Genomic DNA, 21,293 nt, shown 5'->3' with positions numbered 1-21,293 from the left:
GTTCTACATCCCTTCATTTCTAACATACCCCATATAGCCGTCATCCTCACGAAAGTGAGGATCTCCTACAGCGTGTAGGTGACTGAAAATAAAAGACTAAGCCACCTAAATCAGTTTCATGACGCGCTGAATGAGATCCCCTTTTTCAAGGGGATGACAGTAGTTTTTGGAGTTGTGTGAAACTCGGAACGGGGCAATTTCGTGTTATATGCCTCGTGAGCACACCTTTAGCCACACGTTTTAAGTGTATTGGTCTGAAGCACTTCGTTTAAATTAGAAAAGTACCCTGAAATCTTAAACTTGAACACTCATTAAACCTATATTGTGCTCAATTCTCTTCGCATTTGATCTCTTAACATTAGTGACTTTTTCTTTGTTATATCACCAAGCTCATTTAATTTATCCTGATTAGAACGGGCTAATTCTTGATCGCCACATAATGTGATACTGGCTATATCCCGAATCATCTTTTCTGAGTGTTCAAACAATTTATCGTACAACTCTTGTAATTCATCGAGAGTTGAAGCAACACTGTCACTGGCTGTTAACCTCAGTGAGTTGGTCTGAGAACGCATGACCTGAACCTCATCAAAGCCATCTCTTGTTAATTTTCCTATATCCTCAGAAAACTTTGATGTCGCAGCCGCCGCAGCTACTTGATCATCCATAGCATTTGCTCTCAAGTAGGAGGCGTTAAATTCATTGATTAGTGGTAATACGATTTCATGGTAATCGTTTCTATGTCGATTATGAATTTCGTCGATATTATTGAAATAGTTCTCATACTGATTTGACTTCATCTCGAAAACTTTTTTGCGTCTTTCAAGATCTAAGTCCAATGACTGCTTAAGTTGAACTAACTCTTTATCATGTCTCTTTTTATTTATGTATAAAAAGAACACCCATAGAAAGTTCACAATACCGAACACCCAAGCATAAAACTCAGGTTTCTCAGAAATAATTCTGAATATAGTTTCCACACTTGACTCCATCTATAGGTATAACGTTCGATTAAGCATGAGCAACACTGCCACCTGCCTAAGCTATTGTGTCGTAAACACTAAAGCTGATTCGATCCAAAAATGCCAACCTGCTTGAGTTTCCTATTATGCTCATAGTTCACGAACCCTAGAAACTGAAACTAATAGGCATGATAGATTTAATAACGATTTTATGTAGTTAGATATTTTTTCAATTTGAACCTGCCATTTGTCCTCATCAGGCACTGCAATACAATACTTAACTGAGTTAGGCTCTTTCATTTGCAGCAACGTTTGCCCTAGTGCCGAGTACATAGCTTGCTCTTTTTGCTTCGATGAATGCCCCTCTACCTCTACTAGATAAGTCCCTTTTGTTGGATGAATTGCACACACATCTATACGACCATATTTAGGGTGAGCGCCAATGTCAGCTCCAAGAGCCAAAAGTTGCTCTTCTGCTTTTTCAACACGAGCTTTCTTCTCTGCTGGGTGCTGAGGACCTTTTGCCCTTTCCATAGCATCAACATCAACTAAAACTTCCCACCCGTCACTAGGCGGAAAGTAATGTTTTACTAAATAATACTTTACTTCTAACTGGTACATAGAACTCCTGATAAGCATAACGCTATCTATACGTCTCCGAGATCGTCGGCCCCATACCGTAAATTGAAACAATACAGGCATGAGAAAAAGTAAGTCAAATATTTCTCGGTTTGACTGATGTGTTTGTCTGACGAAACACGAAAAGGGGCAAAACTAAGCTAGCCAACATATGATAATGTTGTTGTTCAGTAAGCGTTGTCGGTAGATTCCTTTCTTCAACGGAATGACGAATTGTTGGATGTTCTGGTTGTTGATTAAGGGTGGCGTTTGTCCAGAATCGAATAAGCTCAGTCTTCGCTAGCGCACAATGACGTCTGGCATGCTACTGCTCCCACAAACAAAAACTAACCGTCATCCCCTTGAAAAAGGGGATCTTCATCAGCGCGTTGTGAGCCTATTCTGCTGTTATTCACTTCTATTTAAGAGAGTCACACGCTTTGGGCGATCCTCGTTGGCACGAGGATGGCTGCATAATAGGGACGGGTTGAAAAGGCACATTTCCGATCAAGCTATATTGTCCCCCTGGCAGCTGTACATTAACGGTCAAAGCTGGTCCTTTAGCCGTGCCATGTAATAGGTCGAAATGAACTCACCATCGCGAAGCACCGAGCAGAGTGCTTCGCCCTCGATTTCAAATCCATATTTGGTATAGAGGGCGATGGCAGCCTTGTTATCGGCATTCACTTCGATTTGGACACGCTGAACATTTAGCCAGTTATCGGTGAGCTCTAACACGGTTTCGAGCAAGCGGCTGCCGATGCCCATGCCGTGAAAATCGTCATGGACTCCAATGCCAAAACTGGCGCAGTGTGCAGTGCGAGGTCGCTGAGAGTGTTGAAGACCAATATTACCGACAATTTTTCCATCTAATTCCGCAACAAAACTATACGTTCCAACCGGTATGTTTGCCAGGCGCTCTTCCCACAATGAGATAGACGGGAAGGGCAGCTGAAGGGTCTCGCGTTGTGCTTTCGGTTGAGAGTACAACTGAGTCAAGCCTTCTGCATCTGCTTGTTCTGATGGCCGGATAAGTATGTTCATGCTGGCGTCCTAAATCTAGAAGTTATGCCTCTATAACTAATTGAATTAAAGCGATGATGCAAGTGTTACCTTGCTGAATATACGGGGGGATTATTGTTGTGTCAGGGTTGGCATTCGTGTTTAGTTCCGCAATTTGATGGTGACGGAGACAACGGCATGATCAGAACTGATGTCGTCTACACCAAATCGTGGGTCAATAATGTGCTTGTTCTCTACGTGATAGTCGAGAAGCTCAAACTGCGCATGTGTATAGCTGATGTCAAACTCAGGAGACAATAAGATGTGGTCGAGTCTATTGCCTTGAGAGCCATAATAGTGGGTAACAGGCGACACGTTATCGGGGTGGGTTTGTCGCTGTTGAAATAACGTCCAGCTGTCTAGCAGCGTATAAGGCAATATGGCATTGGCCGATTGCGGCTGGCGTCTTAAACTTTGTGAGTGAAGGGGATGGAATTCGGCTGCATCAAGGTTGTTGTTAAAATCCCCAAGTAGTATCGCGGGATTCTTGGTGGCTTGTTTGTGTGTGACAATCGTGTTGTGGAGGCTAAGCACTTCCATTTGTCGTAATTGGGTTGATGCGGTTGAGGCATGCAGTTCATTGAGCCATTGTTCCACTGGTGATTCAAGCATCGGATCTAGGATAGATGATGCTGGTCGTTGGGATTTTAAGTGCACGTTATACAGATCAATTTTTTGTTTTTCGTTGATACTAAGCGTGACATGCAATGGAGGGCGGCTGAACTCTCCAGGCCAACCTTCGGCGAAACATGGGTTGGGTTGTGGTGTTAATGGTAAGCGAGAAGCAAAAGCAACGGAAGGTTCAGAGTAGATATAACCCGCCTCAAGGTAGCTATCCTGATTGAAGTAAAAATACTGATAGCCAAGTTCATTCACTAGCGCTCGCAAAGCGTCGGTTGAAAACACTTCCTGAAATGCGATGATGTCGGCATTGAGCAAGCTGAGCGTTTTTTTCAGCCAGTTTGTTTTTTGAGCCCAATGTTGCGTTGTGTAAATATTATCCATTTCATAATACGCAAAGGGCGGCTCCGCGAAATTGCACAGGTTAAAAGTCGCGAGTTTTATTGTATTTATATTTTGCAACGTATTAGACTCCACACAGGCTCGTAACAAAAGTCACCATAACAAAACGAGCCAATTCAAAATAATAGTATCTTAGATCTATAGCACCTTAATCCTATAGCACCCTAGATAGTTAACACCTCAGACCAATAGTATCAGCACTTCAGGGAAAAAATCATGTTATCTAGCCATAAAGAAAATGATTGGCGAACGCCTCAAAACTTTCTCATTATCATTTCTATTATTGTTCCTATCGCATTCTCTAGCTGGATGGCGTTACTTAACAACTTTGTGATAGAAAAAGCCAATTTTGATGGTGCGGATATCGGGCTGTTGCAAAGCGTGCGAGAAATCCCAGGCTTTCTCGCGTTTACTGTCGTCTTTGTGTTGCTGTTTATCCGTGAACAGAAGTTTATGGTGTTGTCTTTGCTTATGCTGACATTAGGCACGGCGATTACTGGCTTGTTTCCGTCGGTGGCAGGATTGCTCATTACCACATTCATTATGTCGACGGGATTTCATTATTTTGAAACGTTAAAACAGTCGTTATCGCTGCAATGGTTAAGCAAAGAAGAAGCGCCTGAAATGCTGGGTAAGCTTATCTCGATAGGTGCGCTCGCGTCACTCCTGACTTATGCTTCATTGTGGGTCATGCTGGAGATATTTAAACTTGATTATATTTGGGTGTACGGAATTTCTGGTGGTATAGGCTTTGTGTTGGTCCTTGTCATCGCCTTTGCATTTCCACAATTTAAAACCGAAACCCAGCAAAACAAAAAATTGGTGTTGCGTAAACGATATTGGCTTTATTACGCATTGACCTTTATGAGTGGCGCACGACGCCAGATTTTTACGGTATTCGCGGGCTTTTTGATGGTTGAAAAGTTTGGTTATAGTGTCGCCGACATCACGTTACTATTTCTTATTAACTATCTGTTTAACTTCTTGTTTGCTAAAAAAATCGGTCGATTTATTGGCATTGTTGGGGAGCGTAAGGCTCTCATGTTCGAATACGTTGGCTTGATCTTTGTCTTTGTGGGTTATGGCTTGGTACAAACCGCAGAATGGGCCGCGGCATTGTATGTTGTCGACCATCTATTTTTTGCGTTGGCGCTGGCAATCAAAACGTATTTCCAAAAAATTGCTGACCCTGCTGATATGGCTTCGACGGCTGGCGTGTCATTTACTATCAATCATATTGCAGCGGTGGTTATCCCCGTCACGTTTGGTGTGATTTGGTTGGTTTCTCCATCCAGCGTTTTCTATATTGGCGCCGCGATGGCGTTGGTATCGCTCGTGTTGTCCTTGAATATTCCACGAAACCCGACAGAGGGAAATGAAGTACGAATGTTGAAATGGAGCTAAGATACTCGGTTTGAAAAATGAATATGTCAATGGCAGCCAGTGGTTGCCATTTTTTTTATAAAGATGAATTAAACCAGTTCGCTACTGTTTTCCTACCACGCTTGTTCGCTCAGTAACCCGCTTATAGACGTGTTTATCGACACGTTATCACCCAACGGTAAATGGTAAAATATAGCCTGTTGAGATGACTGAAATAGTGATTAGGATTCAAAGGGCCGCATTTATCTTTGAACTTGGTCAAAATAATTTTAAAACATCATTTCACTTAATTGATTTTCTCTCATTGTCACGTTAAGGTGCTATGAATAACTTAATAGTAATACATTAATACTTTATCGATGTGTGGAAGACCGACAATATGATTCTCGATTCATTTAGTTTAAAGGGCAAGGTTGCCATTGTGACGGGTTGCAATACAGGGCTCGGACAAGGAATGGCCGTCGCGCTTGCCAGCGCAGGCTGTCATGTTGTTGGCGTTAATCGGAGTGATGCTGCTGAAACTCAAGAAAAAGTGGAAGCGACCGGACAGTATTATCTCGATGTTCGTGCGAATCTCATGAAGAATGATGAGTTGTCCTCTATCGTGGAGCAAGCCGTGAATCGGTTCGGTCGTATCGATATTCTAGTCAACAATGCTGGCATTATTCGTCGCAATGACGCCCTCGATTTTACTGAACAAGATTGGGATGACGTCATGGATGTTAACGTCAAGACCGTGTTCTTTCTTTCTCAAGCCGTGGCTAAGCAGTTTATAAGCCAAGGAGAAGGTGGGAAGATCATTAATATCGCTTCTATGTTGTCCTTTCAGGGCGGTATTCGTGTGCCTTCTTATACGGCATCGAAAAGTGGCGTGACGGGGATTACGCGTTTGATGGCAAATGAATGGGCAAAGCACGGTATTAACGTTAATGCTATCGCCCCTGGGTATATGGCGACGAACAACACCGCTGCTTTGCAAGCTGATGAAAAACGAAATCAGGATATTCTTGCTCGTATACCAGCCGAACGGTGGGGAACGCCAGAAGACATCGCAGGCCCATGTGTTTTTCTTGCTTCTAAAGCATCCGATTATGTCAACGGCTATACCATAGCGGTTGATGGAGGATGGCTAGCCCGCTAGTTAATCCTCTTATAGCTTTTACCATTTTTATAACGTCTATGGCTTTCATCTTCTTATAGCTTTAGAACGTTTATTAATCTTTCAGTGATACTACTAATTTCTGTGGCAAGACAATTTTGGAGAAACCAATGAAAATCGCGCTAATGATGGAAAACAGCCAAGCAGGTAAGAATGCCGTTGTTCTTAATGAACTCGAGAGTGTTGCGCGTACGCAAGATGATCAGGTCTTTAATGTGGGTATGTGTGATGAGAATGACCACCACTTAACGTATATTCATTTAGGCATTATGGCGAGTGTTTTGATCAATTCTAAAGCCGTCGATTTTGTCGTGACGGGTTGTGGAACCGGTCAAGGCGCGATGATGTCGCTAAATATCCATCCTGGCGTTGTATGCGGGTACTGTTTAGATCCTTCCGATGCTTTCCTATTCAATCAAATCAATAATGGTAACGCGTTGGCTTTAGCTTTTGCTAAAGGTTACGGTTGGGGCGCGGAGCTTAACGTTCGCTATATCTTTGAAAAAGCCTTCACAACCGGTGAGCGTGGTATGGGTTACCCACTTGAACGTGCGGAACCACAACAACGAAATGCAAGCCTATTGACCGATGTTAAAGCTGCGGTTATTAAAGAAAACTATTTGGATACATTGAAAGCGATTGATCCTGAACTTGTTAAAACGGCAGTGAGTGGTGCGCGATTCCAGCAGTGCTTTTTTGAACATTGCCAAGATAAAGATATTGAAGCCTTCGTGCGTGCAATTCTCGACTAGTTTTTAGTGCTGCTTATTTAACACTTATTTGAGCCCGCTAGAGAGATACCATTGATAAATGGTGTCTCTTTTTTTATGTTTAGCTAACAGGCTGTGCCAATAGATTTGTGCACTATTGGTCATTGATAAGGAGTCAGAAACAAACGCCATAATGTAATGACGGCACTCATGTTTTTTATCAAGTTGACGTAAATTCTAAGAAATGGATTGTGTGCGGTGACACCCGCTACACCATCGCAATTATTCGTGAATACAGGGGGAGCGACAACGAAAAAATGAATTGCTCAAGCGCTAAGGTACCGTTTCACATGCATATAAATACTGATATCTAGTGCTGTAAAATAGCAGTTGTTGACTCATTTAAAGCCGCCCTCAGTAAAAGAAACCATAGACATTCGGCTGCTTTTACTGAAGTTATCCATCAGCGAAGATGGCGTAACTTGGCGACTACTTCTTTATCTTCAAGCTCTAACCAAGGCTACCGTTATCAGGTGTCGGTTAAAGTTCATAGGTGTCGATTAAGGTCATAGGTGTCGATTAAAGTGTCATTGGGTAATTTTTGAAACCGAGATGTTCGGAGATGTTTTTTCCTGCTACGTGCAATAAGTGCACATAACGTTCTTTCTTATCTTCGTCGAAGCGAATCGTGGGGAAGGAGATTGACACCCCAGCCACCACGGTACCAAATCGGTCATACACCGGTGCGGCGATGCAGCGAAGCCCTGGTTCTTGCTCTTCATTATCTTCGCCAAAGTGCTGTTGTTTAACAAGCGCTAGCTCATCGATCAACTGCTCAATATTTTCTAACGTATTGGGCGTACTTTTAACAAACTCTACATCGGCAAGGGCATCACGTATGGATTCGTTATCACGTTCAGCAAGCAGGACTTTCCCGATTGCCGTAGTGTGTAAAGGGTTACGGCGACCGACTCTTGAATGCATTCGTAGCGCATGGCTGGAATCAATTTTATGGATGTAAATGATGGAGCCATGATCTAAAGCGCCAAGGTGGATTGTCTCGTTAGTTTCTTCAGAAATGACTCGCATTTCCTTTTCTGCAAGTTCAACTAAATCAACCCACTCCAAAGACTTAGACCCTAATTCAAACATTTTTAATGTTAATGAATACCTATCAGCTTCGCCTTGTTGTGAGACATAACCTAAGCCTTTCATGGTCTGCAAAAAACGATAAGTTGTGGCTTTAGACATCATCAATCGCTGAGATAAATCAGATACACCAATCTCTTTTTGGTCACCGAGAGACTCTAATATATTGAACACTTTTAACACTGAAGATACCGCTTCAGGTTGTGTGGATTTATCCATTGATATTCCTTTGCTTACGATTGTTATATTCATGTAACTTAACACTGTTCACTATTTTTAAAAAGCCTTTTTATAAAAATTGAATACAATAGGATCGTTGTCATATTTATTTGACTTTGACTTTGACTTTGACTTTGACTTTGACTTTAGGAGGGAGTTTTAAAAGGTGTGAGGGGTACGTTGCCGATATTGCACATGCAAGTCCAACCAAATGATTAAAAATGGCAACCCGAAAGGTTGCCATTTTGCTTACTGAGTGAGAGATGGTTATGTGTTAGTGATCTAAATAAAGATAGTTTTGCCAACTCTTCATTCTGATCAGCACTTTACGCATGATAGATACATGTTTGAAGCTATCTGAATAAATCGCAATCTCAGCGTTGGCACCAGTAGGCAGCACATATTGGCTCATATCATCATCGATGACCAGTTTGACCATCGCTCGACCAGATGTGTTGAAGGTCTGCGAATTTCTTAATGTACCGCTGGCACTGATTTGTCCTTCCGCGATGGTTGGGAGTACCTCGACTATTTTACCTTTAAACACCTTACCTGGTAATGCTCTGAACAAAAATTCGGCTTCAAAACCTGGCTTAAGCCTTTGCAGTGAATTTTGTCTAAAGGCGCCAACGAAAAAATTCTCTTCGGTATGCACAAACGTCATTAAAGGCACGAGTGGTAATGGTACCGCCATCATTCCGGGTCTTAATGCCAACTGAGTGACATAGCCGTCAGTGGGAGCAAGTACCACGGTCTCGCGAAGGTTAAACTCGGCTTGAATAAGGTCTGCTTTTAGCTGAGCTACGGTGGTGTTCTCTCCAAAAATTTGCGATTCAAAGCCGAGTCTTGCGCTTTCTTCTTTGGCCTCAAATGCCTCAAGTGAGGCTTGGTTTGCTTTGTAAGTTTGACGACGAGTATCCACTTGTTGCTCGGTAAAGGCACCTTTCTTAAAGCCCGTTTGATAACGTTCAAATTCACGTAAAGCTTTATCGCGTTCTGCGACTGCTTTGATGGTATCGGATTGCGCTGCTTTGTAATCACTTTCTAGCTGCAGAACGTCTTGGTTCGCGTCAGCCAGCGCTGCTTTCGCTTTAATCACCGCAGCCTCGTAAGGAATTGAGTCAATTTTAAACATGACGTCTCCCTTTTTCATCTGCTGATTTGCTATCACATCGACTTCAACGACCTTACCTCGAACGCTAGAAACAATGGGTGTTGTGCTATAGAACTGACCACCGACTTGAGTAAAAGGGTGGTTATAGTTCATTAATAAAATGAGTGTACCAATCAGGACGACACCGCCGAGCACGGCAGTAGGGACGGTCCATTTATTCAGTGGAATCTTAAAGATCTTGAATACGGCAATACATAGTGCGGCATACGTTAATATGAGTAATAAATCCATGAATTACTTCTCCTCTTCCACAGATTGAGCGTGTTGCACGACTTGTTTACCCTTAAGGTACTTAATTTCTTGTTCCATATTCGTTACTTGATCGACCAGCTTTTCTAAACGGTGATGAAGGTCATGCTGCTCTTCTTCGAGCTTATGAAAGCCCCAGCCGCGTTCTTTGCGCCACAATGTTGCCCAAATCCATAAAAATGGCCAAATGGTATGAAGTGTGAATAAACTTACCCAACCCGCGACATGTATGGCATCCTGATGTGGATGATCGCGCTCTTTTGATATTTCATAAGGGATGTCGTGAATAACAATAATTCCGTAAAAGATCACAAGTGCTACAAAAACCAGTAGCCCTAATGCAAAGTAATCAAGAAACATAATTCATCCTTGTTTGAAGGTGATGTTAGCCAGAATGGCGCACAGTGTTAGGTTAAGTATTTGTTATATGAGTAAGTTAATCAATGGGTTTGTGATAATAAATTAAGGATAGAGTTAATGTTTGTGGGGGAGTTATCGGCGATTGGAGCCGCAATAGTCTGGGCATTGGCGACGTGGATTTATAGTCAGTTCAGTCACCACTTTTCTGCTTTGCAGCTAAATATTATCAAAGGTGTGATCGCGTCGCTAATGATGGCAATGGTCTTGCCACTTATGCCTGCACCAACATTGAGTATCGAGCCTCAGTATTTATGGGTGCTGGGGATTTCTGGTGTCGTTGGCATTGCGATTGGCGACAGTGCGTATTTTGCGGCGTTAAAACGGATTGGTGCGAATAAAACCTTATTATTAGAGTCACTTGCACCGCCACTTTCTGGTGTGCTAATGCTGCTTTTTTTAGGAGTGACATTGCAACTACAAAGTTGGCTTGGGGTAGTGATTACAACCGTTGCTGTTGCTTTCGTCGTATTTCAACCCACTCAGGCAGACCGTGCAAATGATATGGCGGGTATTGGTTTTGGGCTGGTGGCAAGTATATGCCAAGCATCTGGGGTCGTGATTTCCCATTACGCGTTAGTACAAGGTGATTTACCCCCACTGCTTGGGGCGTTTATTCGACTGACTATTGGGGTGCTGGCTGTTGTGATATTTATCCCTTTTATAGAGAAAAAACCTTTTTCTAGTATCCTAGCCCGCAGCAAAACGATGTCTCGACGACAATGGACGTGGCTGCTTGGGGCAATATTTGTCGGAACATTTCTGGCATTGTGGTTGCAGCAAATTGCGTTAAAACACGCCAACCCAGCAGTGGCGCAGACACTTATCGCAACCAGTCCACTATTTATACTTATTATTTATGCAGTAAGGGGAGAGCGGGTTAGCCGCCGAAGTGTGATAGGTACGTTATTCGCCCTATTAGGGATTTCTTTATTTTTTCTATAGTCGATGACGTCAGAATTTTATTATTACTCAAGTAGCTGTTTTAGCGTCATTGGGGTTTGGCAAATGTTTAATCGTTGAGCCGCGGTGAGCCCCTGTTTATCTTGATAACATAGGTTATGCCAAGCTCGGAATATGTCGAGTAAAGGCATAATGCCGTTGGGGCGTAATTTTCGCCTTGGCTCGTTAATAAAGCTTTCAAACAGCAATTGGAATCGATTTTGATAAAATAATGCACTTTGAATAGATGCCGTCTTTAACCAGCTATCGTTATGGCTATCATGACTGAAAACGTCGGCGTTACTAGCGAAAGAATCATTCCCCGATAGGTAACAGAGTCCCTTGCTGGCTCCATTGTCTTGATGAGCAATGGTCCATCGGTCCCGCCACCAACCCATTAGTGCTATATCCGTCGTTTTTGATTGACCGCTGTTGTCCCAGTGAGGGTCTTGCAACACATACATTAGGTCAATATTGTTTTGATGGATACGTTCAAGGTAGACGGTTAGGGCTGCCGAGCGCAAAAGGGGATCTTGGGGCATATAAATAGTGAGTGGCTTTTGGTCACCAATCATCTCAGAGATGAGTAGATAATGTGCGTAAGAGGTGTACGGCGCTCGAATTAATGTCCCAGTATTTGGATAGTTAAAGGTAGAGAAATTACCAAGGGGGTCTTCGACATTACTTCTGGCGAGAATATTTTGATAATTAATATCGATTCGCTCTTTGAGGCTGAAACCGCTGTGTTCTTTTGTTGTGTCATTCCCAGTAAAGCTTTTGTTCTCCGAATAATTTTCAGCCTGATAGCTACTCGGCAAGAACTGTGAATTCTGCTGATAAGCATCATGATCAAGGTTACTACTAGATTTGGTTTGCGCGGTGTAATTGGTGTGTTGGCATAGCACATAGCCCGAATTGGCTTCACAAGTGACAAACCAAAATACCCCGTTGTTACTGCTCTTTTGGAGACTTTGATAGTTTGAGGCAAGCTCATAGTGACTGGCATGGTTCAGCCAGCGAGCATCAATGTTGGCAAGTTTCCTACGACATCGACTCGCAATTTGGTCGATATTGTCGTAAAACGTTTTGGGGTTAATGTCGAGCTTTCGGCAAATCTCTCTGACGGAATAACCAGTAAATAAAAGTGCGAGTAATGCTTCTTGTATCAAGGTCTTTTTATTCGTGCCCGACCACTTATCGACAAATGTGCCTTGGCATTGCTTACATCGATAACGCTGACGATCGCCACTAAACCCAAAGGCATGATAACGCTCCTTATGGGTATAAACGGACATGCCAAAGTGCTCACATTGCGCATCTTTGCAGCAAGGGAGTCCATCATCATGAGCCAATTGCAATCGCTTTAGCTCGGAGAGGACCTCTTGGTTGTTAAGTAGGGGGGGAAACGCACCACATTCACGGCACACCATCGCAGGTCGCTTGGGATTACTGTGCTGCAAAATATACAAACTTGCATCACTTTGTCCAAAATTATCACACGCCAATGTTTTACAAAAATTGAGCTGTAACCCATTTGCGGCCCGCGGCAACTTGCCTTCTGACACGTTCACCCCCTATGGTTTGATAAAAAGCCAGTTCAACTTCAGGCATTGAACTGGCTTCGTAAACTTAAATATTGATCGCGGTTTCTAGCGCGACAGTCATCATATCGTTGAACGATTTTTGACGGTCTTCTGAGCTCAGTTTCTCGCCACGGATGATGTGATCTGACACGGTCAGAATCGTCAACGCTTTCGCACCTAAATCAGCCGCGACGCCGTAGATACCGGCCGCTTCCATATCAACCCCCAAAATACCTAGATGTTTCATCTTGTCGAAAATATCGGCTTCTGGCGTATAGAAAAGGTCTGCTGAGAAAATATTACCGACTTTAACCGGAACATTTTGTCCGCGAGCTTGCTTGACGGCTTCTTCTAATAAACCAAAATCAGCAATCGCAGCGAAGTCATGATCGTTAAAACGGATACGGTTAACCTTAGAGTCTGTAGAAGCTCCCATACCGATAACGACGTCCATTAAGTTGACGTCATCGCGTACTGCACCACAACTCCCTACTCGAATTACATTTTTAACGCCAAAATCTTTGATAAGTTCATGGACGTAGATGCAGCAAGACGGAATACCCATACCGTGACCCATCACAGAAACGCGTTGTCCTTTGTAGGTACCGGTGTAACCGAACATGTTACGAACATCGCACACTTTTTCTACGTTGTCTAAAAACGTATCAGCGATATATTGAGCGCGAAGTGGATCACCTGGCATCAGGACTGTTTCAGCAAAATCACCCGGGTTTGCGTTGATATGAGGGGTAGCCATCGTATTGCTCCTAATATTTTAACTAATTCTGTTGAACGCTTCGTTCTTTGTTAAAACGAATACTACCCGTATTTTAAAGGCTCACATGCGATTTAAATCACATTTTTTCGTGAAAACTACAGATAGCCACACAATGATAACTAAATGTGTTGAAAGTTGTTAAGCAATCGATTTACTCGCAGAATGGTTTGCACACATCAATAATTTTTCTGAAGAGTGAACTTGTGGCTGAGTCGCTCGTAATATTGTACAGATTATTTTTTTGTATCACTTATCAGGTTGTGCTATTCCTTATACATAACCATTTTTTGTACAACGAGGAACCGCAAATGGATGAGCAACCAATCACGCTGGGTATCAGTTCTTGTTTATTGGGAGAAAAAGTACGATACGATTCGGGGCATAAACAAAGTACCTATGTGAATAAGGAACTAAGGGACTATTTTTCATTTGTATCGGTGTGTCCAGAAGTTGGGATGGGGTTACCTGTACCAAGGCCAACCATACGCCTTATGTCTAATGAAGAACGCATCAGCTTGGTTGAAACGAAGGACGCTACGAAAGATTATACCGACGGAATGCTGACTTATACCCATCAAAAAGTGGCAGAGTTAGAAGACACTGAAATGTGTGGCTACATCGTTTGCGCTAAATCTCCAAGTTGTGGCATGGAAAGGGTAAAGGTGTATACCGTCGGTCACGCCAAAACAAATGGCGTGGGTCTATACACAGAGCACTTGATGAAGAAAATGCCTTGGTTACCTGTTGAGGAAGATGGAAGACTCAATGATCCGGTGTTGAAGGAGAACTTTATTTCTCGAGTCTTTGGGTTAAATGATTTTTATCAATCCATGCAGGGCGCACCTACGCCAGGGAAAATTGTTGATTTCCATTCTCGTTACAAGTTAACACTTATGGCGCATAACCCGAGTGCCTATAAATCATTAGGGCGTTTAGTCGCACATCAAAACGAACTTGAGCCCAGTGATTTTTATCAGCAATACCGTCAGGGGTTGATGGACGGCTTGAAACACAGGGCAAGTAGAAAGAATGTGACCAATGTGCTGATGCATATTCAAGGGTATTTTAAACGGTCTTTGAACGCAGATGAGAAGCGTGAGCTATCACAAGTGATTGATGACTATCGCACTGGTGTCTTACCGTTACTGTCACCGCTCACATTGATCAAGCATTACCTCAGGGCCTACCCAGATGATTACCTAGCGCAACAGCGCTTTCTACAGCCGCACCCAGAAGAAATGCGGTTACGTTATGGCCTCTAAAGAAACATGCTATGCGATTCGGGAAGTGGCTGATATTACTGGCATAAAACCAGTGACGCTAAGAGCTTGGCAAAGGCGTTACAACTTAATCCAGCCAGAGCGTACGGATAAAGGTCACCGACTCTACACGCAAAGTGATATCGAAAAGATAAAATGCGTACAAGGTTGGTTGGCGAAAGGGGTTTCCATTGGCAAGGTGAAATCACTGATCGATTCCAATACGTTACTGACGGAGCAAACCACATCGGTTCAACTTGACGAAGTGGAGCATGTACTCGAAGCGTTGAGTCTTTTAGATGGCAGTAAAACAGACCGAATCATTAGTTATGTTTTGAAAGAATACCCGTTAGCGGTTGTAGAAACACAATTTGTGTTGCCCGTACTGTCCGCGATCGATTTTGTTAAAGCAGGGCTGCGTTCTTTGCAGCTTGCTCTATTTCGGACAACGTTGATAAACCGATTAATGTTGATGATTCAAGCTGAATCGAAGAAATCGTTAACAAGCAAATGCTTGCTCATCAACATGGACAGCGTTGGGAATGTGTTTGCATGGTTTTATTACGCCAATTTAGTTGAACAGGGTATTGCGGTGACATTTTTAGATGGCGTGGATGAGATCGCTGCTTTATTCAATGACGAGATAATGATGAACTTCCAGCACGTTCACGTGTTTGCTGAGAAATCGTTGTCGGAAAAGCATCTGGCCGTGATACGAGAACAACGTGAATATCGCGATACCCAGATCCATGTGTCGCCAGTCATTGACCTTTTAATCTGATCACCTTTAAGCCAAATTAAGAGAAACTAAGATGAAGAAACTCGTGCTGTTTAATCGTGATCTGAGAACCGTAGATAACACGGCACTTATCAACGCCATCGATGGGGAAACCCCGGTTGTCGGTTTGTTTATTGCGACGCCTCAACAGTGGCAGCAACATGATCTCGCGCCCATTCAAGCCGATCTAGTGTATCGCCGCTTAACGGTGTTGAGCAGGGACCTCGACGCTTTGAATATTCCTCTGCTTTATCACGAGTGCGAAGATTTCGATACTGCCAACGACTGGATAATCAATACGCTCGAAGAGTTAGAGATTGACAGTGTATTCATGAATTTAGATCATGAAGTCAACGAGATACAAAGAACCTTAGATTTGGCCGCTCGTTTAAAAAGCATAAGTAAAAAATTAATAACATTTGATGACAAATGTGTTTTGCGTCCAGGTACGGTTTTAAATAAACAGGGGAAGAACTTCAAAGTGTTTACCCCATTTAAAAACGCTTGGAAATCGCAGTTTACGCTACCTGTAATACAAAAACCGGCGATATCAGTGGCTGTCGATATTCCGTTGCCACATCAGTTTTCACCAACTCGTCCGTTTAGTTACCCACGTGTCAGCAGCCAGGATTGGCCTGTAGAGACGGATGACATCATTCAAAGGCTAAGAGAATATTGCCACGATAGGGTCGCTGACTATCATAACGACAGGGATTTTCCTTCAATAGACGGGACCAGTCAGTTGAGTCCTTATCTCGCGATTGGGGCTTTATCCGTTAGACAGTGTGTCGCACGTCTTTATTACGATGCGAAAGGCGAGGCGCTTTCCGCGGGGGCTGAGATCTGGCTAAGTGAGCTTATCTGGCGAGAGTTTTATCAACATTTACTTCACTTTGAGCCCAAGCTCAGTCGGCACGAGGGGTATCTGCCGTGGGAAAAAAACCTCGTTTGGCAAGGAAGTCAGGATTACTTCTCTTGCTGGTCGACTGGCCAGACCGGTTACCCGATTGTTGACGCTGCGATGCGACAGCTCAATGCCACGGGCTGGATGCATAATCGATTGCGAATGGTTGTCGCCAGTTTTTTAGTGAAAGATCTTCACATCGACTGGCGCCAAGGAGAGGCTTACTTTATGTCAAAGCTTATTGATGGCGATTTGGCTTCCAACAATGGCGGTTGGCAATGGTGCGCGTCAACAGGATGCGATGGTCAGCCCTACTTCCGGATTTTCAACCCGATTAGTCAAGGAGAGCGCTTTGATGCCCATGGCGAGTTTGTTCGTCAATGGATCCCTGAATTATCGGACGTGCCCAATCGTTATATCCATCAACCTTGGAAGTGGGCATCGTTTCAAAGTTTAGATTATCCGGAACCTATAGTTGATCACAAGACACAAAGAGAGATAACCTTAAGCGTATATAAAGAAGCAAAGGATCAACATTGATGTATCGTAGGACGATTTTAGCGGCTTGCCTAGGCTTCTCGCAGTGGGTAAATGCGGCGACATATGAGCTGCCGGAAGATGGCAGTAACCTTGTCGGGACCATCAATTATCATAGTGTCGTTGAAGGTGAGACAATGTCAGACATCGCGAAGCACTACGATGTCGGTTTTTTGTCTTTAATGGCAGCCAACAAGGGGGTCGACCCGTTTTTGCCGCCACAAGACTATGTGTTGACCATTCCAAGTCAAACCATACTGCCTCAGGTTGAGCACAAAGGCATCGTCATTAACCTTGCAGAGTTAAGGTTGTATTACTTTGAACCTGAGAAGAATATTGTGCATATTTTTCCGGTTGGTATCGGGCGTATTGGACAAGATACACCAGAAATGACGACCAAGATCAGTCAGCTTAGAGAGAACCCAACTTGGACGCCGCCAAATTCAATCAGGAAAGATTATTTAGAAAAAGGTGTCGAGTTACCTAAAGTCGTACCTGCAGGTCCTGAAAACCCGCTGGGGGACTATGCGATGCGTTTAGCTTATGGTACCGGGACGTATCTTATCCATGGTACCAACAAAGACTTTGGTATTGGCTTACGGGTGAGCGCAGGCTGTATTCGCATGGACCCTAAAGATATCGATTGGTTGTTTCATCAGGCCAAGGTTGGGTTACAAGTGCGCGTGATTGACGAGCCGATTAAAGTCGCGTTGGAGCCTGACAGAAGTGTATTCATTGAGGCTCACGAGCCGTTAACTCGCAGTGATGGCACAAAAAAGGCGATGACGATACCGCAGGAGCTTGAATGGTGGATCGAAGAGTATGGTGTCTCTGACCGAGTGGCTAAGGCCGTTGTGTTAGCACAAAACGGTGTACCTGTAGAAGTAATACCGCCGATGGAAACGCTAGAATAACGCGTATCAGCATCCATAAAAAAACACCCGCTTAGCGGGTGTTTTTTTATTTATCTTGTGCTGCTTACTTAGTGTAATACGCAGCCATTTCCTGAAGTCAGTAAAATCAAGGGTTCCGTAGCTATTTCAATGCTTTACTGTTTGCCTGTTTTGTCAGTATTGTTCAATAATGACCAGTATTCAGAAAATCTGTCGCCATTTTGTCGCCATTTTTCGTTAGGTTTATGGCTACAATCCCAAACTAGAAATGGGGTTTAATTCCGCTGCCTGAATGAGGTGATCAGGCGAGAAATGGGAATAACGCATCGTCATTTTGATGTCACTGTGACCAAGGATTTTTTGCAGTACCAAAATGTTTCCTCCCGCCTCCATAAATCGGCTTGCAAAGGTATGACGAAAGACGTGGGTATTCTGTCCATCCGGTAAGTCTGGAAACGTTTGGTTAATTAAAAACGCAACGCCGTGATGGCAGCATTTAAATAACCTATCCTTTTCGCCCGTTGGTTCAAACGCTACCAGTTCATTATAGAGCTTCTCTGTGATAGGCACCGTGCGGTTCTTTTTGCTCTTGGTATCCAGAAATGTGATTTTGAATTTAGTAACCTGCGATACACGAAGATTATTAGCTTCTGAAATTCGGGCGCCTGTAGATAAGCAAATTTTACAGACCAGCTCGTATTCTTTGGCGCGTTTGCTTTTACTGATCCTGCCAAAAAGCGCAGTAATATCCTTATCTGAGAAGAAGCCCATTTCAGATTCCGTCACGGGGATCTGCTTAACGCCAGTCAGTGGGTTGGGTTGCGTCCACTCGCCAAGGGAAATGAGTTCATTGAACACAGCACGTAAGCATCTTAAATCAAGATTATTGGTGGGTGCGGATATCAACTTACCTGTATCCGCCCCCGTGTGCCTGTGTTTTGCTTTTCTGCTAGAACGCCAGTGAACAAAGTCTTTGGCCGTGAACTGGATAGCAAAAGGGTTCCCCAGTTCTTCCACTATGGTGCAGAGGCGAGGGTACAGTTTTACCGAAGATTTTAAGTGCTGGCCGTGAAGCTTGTACCACAGCTCAAGTAAGTCATGAAGTGTGCGTAAGTCCTTCTTATCACCCAGCCAAGGTTTGTCATCCACTTCCTGCATGGTGAACTTTTCGAAAGCAAGTGCCTCACCTTTAGTGGCGAAGCGCTTGCGAATACGCTTACCTTTACGGCCCTGCGGGTAACACTCGCAGAGCCATGGCTTTTTGTTGCCGTCTGTTAGATTGCGGACAGACATAGCTTAACTGAATAAAAAGGACATAACTTGAATGAATAAGTAGACAAGGAGTAGGCCAAATGAAGCCCCTGCGATTGAATGTCTAGCAGACCATAGAATGTATGTCTTTGGTTTTAGCACTTTGTTAAAGTGATTAGTTTCAATCTCACTAATTATTGTGTCACATGTTTCTTGAAGGTTGAATTTCAGTGAGCCTCGTTTGCTATCGTTGGTATCTTTATCAACGAACTCTTCGATATCAAAATCATACAGTTTGTTCAAAGTTTCTTGAGGGGCTAATTCACATGACGCTAGAGTATTAAGCTGTTTTAGTTTCCAAAAAACACTTTCAATTTTAGTGTTATATCTTTCACCTTGATAGAAAGAATCATCGTCAGTATTTAGCCATGATAGGTCTGATATGGAAGTTAGCGCATCAACAAGGGTATCTTTGTGATTTAGAATCGCAACTCGCTTCACGTTATGGTGATGGATAAAGAGCGATATTATCCAACTAATAAACACCCATTCAAATACAAAGCCATTACCCATTTTGAATACGCTTTGCTTCTGCCGCTTCAATTCGATCGTTGACGAGGTCGATGAAATTTGGATTTGTGTCGTGCTTAACAACTAGCTTAGCGTCCAAATCAGCTTTAGTTAAATGCTCCCTGGAAATCAGTCCACCAAATGCTTCGGCCAGAAATGAACGTCCATATCGATTGTAGCCTGTTAAATCTACAATCACTTTGTCGTGCTCTCTTATTGCATCGACAAGTATGTTTTTTCTGAATACTTCACCCGCAGTCAGCTCGCAACCAGGCGCGTCTGTTGCATATCTTCCTTTAGGACGAGGGTGAAACTCATCGACCAACTTGATTTCTCTAATCGAGCTCATCTAAATTAATACTCCATTGTAGCATTGTGCCAGGCAATTCATGTGAATGTTCAACTCGTGAATGCTCTTCACTATGCCCCTTATTATATTGATAACAGCCTTTGTTACTGAATACTAGCAACTTACTGTCTGTATCGTTAGTTATGACATCCTTGATCGATTTACTGCCTTGACCGTGGTCTTCATCGTCTAGCCTTGTTAGATCTTGCATCATTGATGCGTAAATTAGACCCGAATCCCCTATCATATCCCTAAAGGGCGTAACATAAGACTTCATTGTTCGTGCAAGTCCTACAATAGCGTTACGTTTACTTTTACCAGTTACATCACCGTGAATCAACGAATCATATTCTTTAGGGTAGTGTTTCCTAACTCGATTCTGAAAAACAGGACTATCAGGAAAAGATGAAGGAATGCCTCTTCCTGCATCATAGATAGCTAAGTACATGTATTTATCATCCGAATGATAATCAGATTGTCCGACAGAACAAATTAGCCACCATTTTTTGTTTATAGCTTTATCCTCCTCAGGATAGGCGTGGCGTCCGACGTTTTCCAGAGTTTCCGTGATTGCTTGTGAAATTTTTTCTTCTACTTTAATTGGTATATTGCCATCGTAGTACTTGTCTCGAATGGCATCTACAAGTACATCTGGGAAGTCAACAAACTCTGCATTACTTCCGCTGATTACTGGGATTCGAGAATCACTACTATCTAAGAGAGTTGATCTACGTAGACTTGCGCTGTCAAAAGCACCAGCTTCTATGATAGATCTATTGACGGATTTATGGTCAGACTCAGCCCAGATAATTGATACTTTTGCTCCATATTTCTCTTGAAGCGAAACTATCATTAAAAACATTGGGAGTCTTACTTTTTTTGTTTCTTTGAACGACAAATAAATATGGCTGTGTTCTGTCAATAAGTTTTCAAATAAAGTAAAGAATATAAGTAATTCATCTGAGAACCCGTCGATTGAAAGGTCCAAATACTTAGGGACAGGGAGTATAGGCTTACCAAATAATGTATTAATTGTTTGAGATTTAGATAGCTCTTTAATGCCAATACCAGCAAATATTGATTGGGGCTTTTTAGATGAACTACGAGGTTTCAAGTACCTTTTCGCGTTTTCTCGATCTAGCTGTTGTAAGTTTTTTTTCATATCTGAATTATCTGTCTTCTTCTGTAACTCTGACGGTAGACTCACCGAACGCTATTACCAATCTTTGTACCTGATAAACATCCCAACTAAACTCTAAAGGATACTAAAAAGGGGCACTTAAATTCTTGGTACTAGGATGTTAAAGTTCAACTAAGGTCATAT

Annotated in this window: 21 protein-coding genes; 8 read left to right on the top strand and 13 right to left on the bottom strand. The window is 43.0% G+C overall.

Features of this window, described 5'->3' with window-relative positions; all coding sequences use genetic code 11:
* Window positions 1-317: 317 nt before the first annotated feature.
* From AB4405_RS06750 to AB4405_RS06735, 4 genes are all read right to left on the bottom strand, one after another.
* Window positions 318-980, bottom strand: a complete 663-nt coding sequence (locus AB4405_RS06750; protein ID WP_372060170.1) for a hypothetical protein — start codon at window positions 978-980, stop codon at window positions 318-320.
* A gap of 132 nt (window positions 981-1,112) precedes the next feature.
* Window positions 1,113-1,583: a hypothetical protein gene (locus tag AB4405_RS06745; RefSeq protein WP_372060169.1), complete on the bottom strand. Its 471-nt coding sequence runs from the start codon at window positions 1,581-1,583 to the stop codon at window positions 1,113-1,115.
* A gap of 543 nt (window positions 1,584-2,126) precedes the next feature.
* On the bottom strand, window positions 2,127-2,624 hold the full coding sequence (locus AB4405_RS06740; protein WP_372060168.1) for a GNAT family N-acetyltransferase: 498 nt from the start codon (window positions 2,622-2,624) through the stop codon (window positions 2,127-2,129).
* A 120-nt stretch (window positions 2,625-2,744) separates the two neighbouring features.
* Window positions 2,745-3,740 carry an endonuclease/exonuclease/phosphatase family protein gene (locus AB4405_RS06735; protein WP_372060167.1) on the bottom strand — a complete coding sequence of 332 codons (996 nt, stop codon included), beginning with the start codon at window positions 3,738-3,740 and terminating at the stop codon, window positions 2,745-2,747.
* Window positions 3,741-3,881: 141 nt separating this feature from the next.
* Between AB4405_RS06735 and AB4405_RS06730 the strand changes: the two genes are divergently transcribed.
* From AB4405_RS06730 to AB4405_RS06720, 3 genes are all read left to right on the top strand, one after another.
* Window positions 3,882-5,069, top strand: a complete 1,188-nt coding sequence (locus tag AB4405_RS06730) for an MFS transporter (RefSeq protein ID WP_102469587.1) — start codon at window positions 3,882-3,884, stop codon at window positions 5,067-5,069.
* Between the two features lie 358 nt (window positions 5,070-5,427).
* Window positions 5,428-6,189, top strand: a complete 762-nt coding sequence (kduD, locus tag AB4405_RS06725) for a 2-dehydro-3-deoxy-D-gluconate 5-dehydrogenase KduD (RefSeq protein ID WP_102469586.1) — start codon at window positions 5,428-5,430, stop codon at window positions 6,187-6,189.
* A gap of 128 nt (window positions 6,190-6,317) precedes the next feature.
* On the top strand, window positions 6,318-6,959 hold the full coding sequence (locus AB4405_RS06720; protein WP_102469585.1) for an RpiB/LacA/LacB family sugar-phosphate isomerase: 642 nt from the start codon (window positions 6,318-6,320) through the stop codon (window positions 6,957-6,959).
* 537 nt (window positions 6,960-7,496) lie between these two features.
* Here AB4405_RS06720 and kdgR read toward each other — a convergent pair.
* The 3 genes from kdgR to AB4405_RS06705 all read right to left on the bottom strand — a co-directional run bounded on the left by kdgR (window position 7,497) and on the right by AB4405_RS06705 (window position 10,068).
* The gene (kdgR, locus tag AB4405_RS06715) at window positions 7,497-8,285 is read right to left on the bottom strand and encodes a DNA-binding transcriptional regulator KdgR (RefSeq protein ID WP_372060166.1); all 789 of its coding nucleotides are present in this window, start codon (window positions 8,283-8,285) and stop codon (window positions 7,497-7,499) included.
* A gap of 274 nt (window positions 8,286-8,559) precedes the next feature.
* Window positions 8,560-9,690, bottom strand: a complete 1,131-nt coding sequence (locus AB4405_RS06710; RefSeq protein ID WP_102469583.1) for an HlyD family secretion protein — start codon at window positions 9,688-9,690, stop codon at window positions 8,560-8,562.
* 3 nt (window positions 9,691-9,693) lie between these two features.
* Window positions 9,694-10,068: a DUF3302 domain-containing protein gene (locus tag AB4405_RS06705; RefSeq protein WP_102469582.1), complete on the bottom strand. Its 375-nt coding sequence runs from the start codon at window positions 10,066-10,068 to the stop codon at window positions 9,694-9,696.
* 117 nt (window positions 10,069-10,185) lie between these two features.
* On the opposite strand from AB4405_RS06705, the gene AB4405_RS06700 reads away from it, so the two are divergent.
* The gene (locus AB4405_RS06700) at window positions 10,186-11,070 is read left to right on the top strand and encodes a DMT family transporter (RefSeq protein ID WP_372060165.1); all 885 of its coding nucleotides are present in this window, start codon (window positions 10,186-10,188) and stop codon (window positions 11,068-11,070) included.
* Between the two features lie 23 nt (window positions 11,071-11,093).
* On the opposite strand, the gene AB4405_RS06695 is transcribed toward AB4405_RS06700, so the two are convergent.
* Both AB4405_RS06695 and deoD read right to left on the bottom strand, forming a co-directional pair.
* Window positions 11,094-12,632, bottom strand: coding sequence for a lactate dehydrogenase (locus AB4405_RS06695; protein ID WP_372060164.1), 1,539 nt, complete (start codon window positions 12,630-12,632; stop codon window positions 11,094-11,096).
* A gap of 64 nt (window positions 12,633-12,696) precedes the next feature.
* The gene (deoD, locus tag AB4405_RS06690; protein WP_102469579.1) at window positions 12,697-13,407 is read right to left on the bottom strand and encodes a purine-nucleoside phosphorylase; all 711 of its coding nucleotides are present in this window, start codon (window positions 13,405-13,407) and stop codon (window positions 12,697-12,699) included.
* A gap of 329 nt (window positions 13,408-13,736) precedes the next feature.
* Between deoD and AB4405_RS06685 the strand changes: the two genes are divergently transcribed.
* Genes AB4405_RS06685 through AB4405_RS06670 form a run of 4 tightly spaced genes read left to right on the top strand, consistent with a single transcriptional unit; the run spans window position 13,737 to window position 17,820 of the window.
* The gene (locus tag AB4405_RS06685; protein WP_102469578.1) at window positions 13,737-14,690 is read left to right on the top strand and encodes a DUF523 and DUF1722 domain-containing protein; all 954 of its coding nucleotides are present in this window, start codon (window positions 13,737-13,739) and stop codon (window positions 14,688-14,690) included.
* Window positions 14,680-15,468 carry a MerR family transcriptional regulator gene (locus AB4405_RS06680; RefSeq protein WP_372060163.1) on the top strand — a complete coding sequence of 263 codons (789 nt, stop codon included), beginning with the start codon at window positions 14,680-14,682 and terminating at the stop codon, window positions 15,466-15,468. Before AB4405_RS06685 ends, AB4405_RS06680 begins: the two co-directional genes overlap by 11 nt.
* A 31-nt stretch (window positions 15,469-15,499) precedes the next feature.
* The gene (gene phrB / locus AB4405_RS06675) at window positions 15,500-16,909 is read left to right on the top strand and encodes a deoxyribodipyrimidine photo-lyase (RefSeq protein ID WP_372060162.1); all 1,410 of its coding nucleotides are present in this window, start codon (window positions 15,500-15,502) and stop codon (window positions 16,907-16,909) included.
* Complete coding sequence (locus AB4405_RS06670) at window positions 16,909-17,820, top strand: L,D-transpeptidase family protein (protein WP_372060161.1); 912 nt, start codon at window positions 16,909-16,911, stop codon at window positions 17,818-17,820. The genes phrB and AB4405_RS06670 overlap by 1 nt, the downstream gene beginning before the upstream one ends.
* 228 nt (window positions 17,821-18,048) lie before the next feature.
* On the opposite strand, the gene AB4405_RS06665 is transcribed toward AB4405_RS06670, so the two are convergent.
* From AB4405_RS06665 to AB4405_RS06650, 4 genes are read right to left on the bottom strand one after another with little or no spacing between them, the layout of a single operon-like run.
* Window positions 18,049-19,092: a tyrosine-type recombinase/integrase gene (locus tag AB4405_RS06665; RefSeq protein WP_372060160.1), complete on the bottom strand. Its 1,044-nt coding sequence runs from the start codon at window positions 19,090-19,092 to the stop codon at window positions 18,049-18,051.
* A 3-nt stretch (window positions 19,093-19,095) separates the two neighbouring features.
* Window positions 19,096-19,623 (bottom strand): hypothetical protein, encoded by a 528-nt coding sequence (locus AB4405_RS06660; RefSeq protein ID WP_372060159.1) that lies wholly within the window; start codon window positions 19,621-19,623, stop codon window positions 19,096-19,098.
* On the bottom strand, window positions 19,616-19,969 hold the full coding sequence (locus AB4405_RS06655; RefSeq protein WP_372060158.1) for an STAS-like domain-containing protein: 354 nt from the start codon (window positions 19,967-19,969) through the stop codon (window positions 19,616-19,618). The genes AB4405_RS06660 and AB4405_RS06655 overlap by 8 nt, the downstream gene beginning before the upstream one ends.
* Window positions 19,956-21,131 (bottom strand): hypothetical protein, encoded by a 1,176-nt coding sequence (locus AB4405_RS06650; RefSeq protein ID WP_372060157.1) that lies wholly within the window; start codon window positions 21,129-21,131, stop codon window positions 19,956-19,958. The genes AB4405_RS06655 and AB4405_RS06650 overlap by 14 nt, the downstream gene beginning before the upstream one ends.
* Window positions 21,132-21,293: the final 162 nt, after the last annotated feature.

This window comes from Vibrio sp. 10N.261.51.F12 (assembly GCF_041471725.1).
Classification (GTDB): Bacteria; Pseudomonadota; Gammaproteobacteria; order Enterobacterales; family Vibrionaceae; genus Vibrio.
Note: the sequence above shows the minus strand (reverse complement) of the source record. Positions and strands in the feature narration are given on the sequence as shown.

Coding starts and splice junctions, on each gene's coding strand:
- AB4405_RS06700 (WP_372060165.1), top strand. CDS start 10,186: ATGTTTGTGGGGGAGTTATCGGCGATTGGAGCCGCAATAGTCTGGGCA.
- deoD (WP_102469579.1), bottom strand. CDS start 13,407: ATGGCTACCCCTCATATCAACGCAAACCCGGGTGATTTTGCTGAAACA.
- AB4405_RS06720 (WP_102469585.1), top strand. CDS start 6,318: ATGAAAATCGCGCTAATGATGGAAAACAGCCAAGCAGGTAAGAATGCC.
- AB4405_RS06740 (WP_372060168.1), bottom strand. CDS start 2,624: ATGAACATACTTATCCGGCCATCAGAACAAGCAGATGCAGAAGGCTTG.
- AB4405_RS06745 (WP_372060169.1), bottom strand. CDS start 1,583: ATGTACCAGTTAGAAGTAAAGTATTATTTAGTAAAACATTACTTTCCG.
- AB4405_RS06650 (WP_372060157.1), bottom strand. CDS start 21,131: ATGAAAAAAAACTTACAACAGCTAGATCGAGAAAACGCGAAAAGGTAC.
- AB4405_RS06710 (WP_102469583.1), bottom strand. CDS start 9,690: ATGGATTTATTACTCATATTAACGTATGCCGCACTATGTATTGCCGTA.
- kduD (WP_102469586.1), top strand. CDS start 5,428: ATGATTCTCGATTCATTTAGTTTAAAGGGCAAGGTTGCCATTGTGACG.
- AB4405_RS06685 (WP_102469578.1), top strand. CDS start 13,737: ATGGATGAGCAACCAATCACGCTGGGTATCAGTTCTTGTTTATTGGGA.
- AB4405_RS06705 (WP_102469582.1), bottom strand. CDS start 10,068: ATGTTTCTTGATTACTTTGCATTAGGGCTACTGGTTTTTGTAGCACTT.
- phrB (WP_372060162.1), top strand. CDS start 15,500: ATGAAGAAACTCGTGCTGTTTAATCGTGATCTGAGAACCGTAGATAAC.
- AB4405_RS06680 (WP_372060163.1), top strand. CDS start 14,680: ATGGCCTCTAAAGAAACATGCTATGCGATTCGGGAAGTGGCTGATATT.
- AB4405_RS06655 (WP_372060158.1), bottom strand. CDS start 19,969: ATGAGCTCGATTAGAGAAATCAAGTTGGTCGATGAGTTTCACCCTCGT.
- AB4405_RS06665 (WP_372060160.1), bottom strand. CDS start 19,092: ATGTCTGTCCGCAATCTAACAGACGGCAACAAAAAGCCATGGCTCTGC.
- AB4405_RS06670 (WP_372060161.1), top strand. CDS start 16,909: ATGTATCGTAGGACGATTTTAGCGGCTTGCCTAGGCTTCTCGCAGTGG.
- AB4405_RS06660 (WP_372060159.1), bottom strand. CDS start 19,623: ATGGGTAATGGCTTTGTATTTGAATGGGTGTTTATTAGTTGGATAATA.
- kdgR (WP_372060166.1), bottom strand. CDS start 8,285: ATGGATAAATCCACACAACCTGAAGCGGTATCTTCAGTGTTAAAAGTG.
- AB4405_RS06730 (WP_102469587.1), top strand. CDS start 3,882: ATGTTATCTAGCCATAAAGAAAATGATTGGCGAACGCCTCAAAACTTT.